Source organism: Candidatus Melainabacteria bacterium RIFOXYA2_FULL_32_9 (genome assembly GCA_001784615.1).
GTDB lineage: Bacteria > Cyanobacteriota > Vampirovibrionia > Gastranaerophilales > UBA9579 > UBA9579.
This window is the reverse complement of record MFRQ01000125.1, coordinates 6,699-8,058: the sequence shown is the minus strand read 5'-3', so window position 1 is coordinate 8,058 and position 1,360 is coordinate 6,699. Positions and strand designations below refer to the sequence as shown.

Sequence of the window (1,360 nt, the reverse complement as noted above, 5' to 3'; positions counted from 1 at the left end):
ACTATTAAAATTGAAGATAAAAAGAGGTATGGTATTAAGGAAAAGGTTACCATTTTTTTCCTCCCAGACATAACTAATTTTATAATAATAATAAATTTATACTTAGGCAAGCTTTTTACATGGATAAGTTGCTCATTGATTAAATTAGGTTTTAAAAAGCTATAATAATAGGAAATTTTTATTTTATATTTTGTATTAATAATACTTTATAATTCGGGATAGAGTTGAGATGACTAAAAAAACTGAAAAAAAGTTTAATACAGTTACTTCTCTCGATGTTCTTTTGAGTGATATTATGAGTCAAATCAAGATTATTACTCAGGATGAAAAAGATGCTCCTTATACGAAGCTTATAGAGCTATTTTTTAAGGGTATTGATTTAAGAGAAAAGATTATTAATCCTAAAAAGCAGGATATTTCTGATCCTGAGGTTAATGTGATTAAAGGAATTGATCAGGAATTGATTTAGTTTAATTTAATTAATGTTTTTGTTGTTTTAATTATTGAAATATGGATAGATTGCCACGCAAGTATGATTGATACGGACTATCCACGATTCATGGCTCGCAATGACAGTGCGCATTATTGGAATGATTGATGACTTAGAAAAGTGACTTTGTCACCTTGCAATGATTGTGCGTATTATTGGAATGATTGATGACTGAGAAAAGTGACTTTGTCACCTCGCAATGATTGTGCGTATTATTGGAATGATTGATGACTAATAAAAGTGACTTTGTCACCTTGTAATGACATTGTGTATCACTGGAATAATTTTGACTTGTGACAGTACGAAGTACCCTCAGAATGATAGCGGTATCATTGGAGGGATTAATGACTTGTGAAAGTACGAAGTACAGAGTGTTTTATGGAATATAAATTACTTAAAGCGCAGAAGGAATTTCTTGAAATTCCTCATGACCATTCTCTTGATGTTGTCCTTTATCAGGGTGGTTTCGGTTCTGGGAAGACTTTTAGTGGGGCTCTTCTTGGTATTTTATTATGCCGTAAATATCCAGGCATTAGAGGTCTCGTTGGTGCCCAGACTTTTCCTGTTGTTAGAGATACAACTCTGGTTCAATATTTTGAACATCTCGATAATTTAGGCTATAGAAAAGGTGTTCATTATGAATATATTAAAACTGAGGCTAAATTGATCTTCAACAATAAGTCTGAAGTGCTTTTTAAGTATTTTGAAGATGATAAAAAGCTTAAATCCTTAAATCTCGGTTTTGTTGAAATAGAAGAAATGTCAGATGTCCCTGAAAGCACTTTTAATATGCTTCTGGGTCGTTTAAGACAAGCAGGGATTCCAAAATACAGGTTATTTGGTCATACGAATCCGGAAACAACAAAAGGT

Annotated in this window: 1 protein-coding gene and 1 pseudogene (1 of these 2 running past the window's edge); both read left to right on the top strand. The window is 32.1% G+C overall.

Annotated elements, in window-relative coordinates; all coding sequences use genetic code 11:
- The first annotated feature begins 229 nt into the window (after window positions 1-229).
- Window positions 230-469: a hypothetical protein gene (locus A2255_06310; GenBank protein OGI18064.1), complete on the top strand. Its 240-nt coding sequence runs from the start codon at window positions 230-232 to the stop codon at window positions 467-469.
- A 399-nt stretch (window positions 470-868) separates the two neighbouring features.
- Window positions 869-1,360: pseudogene (locus A2255_06305) on the top strand (hypothetical protein); it runs 789 nt beyond the window's last position.

Excerpts from the sequence above, each read along its gene's own strand:
- A2255_06310 (OGI18064.1), top strand. The coding sequence starts at position 230 with ATGACTAAAAAAACTGAAAAAAAGTTTAATACAGTTACTTCTCTCGAT.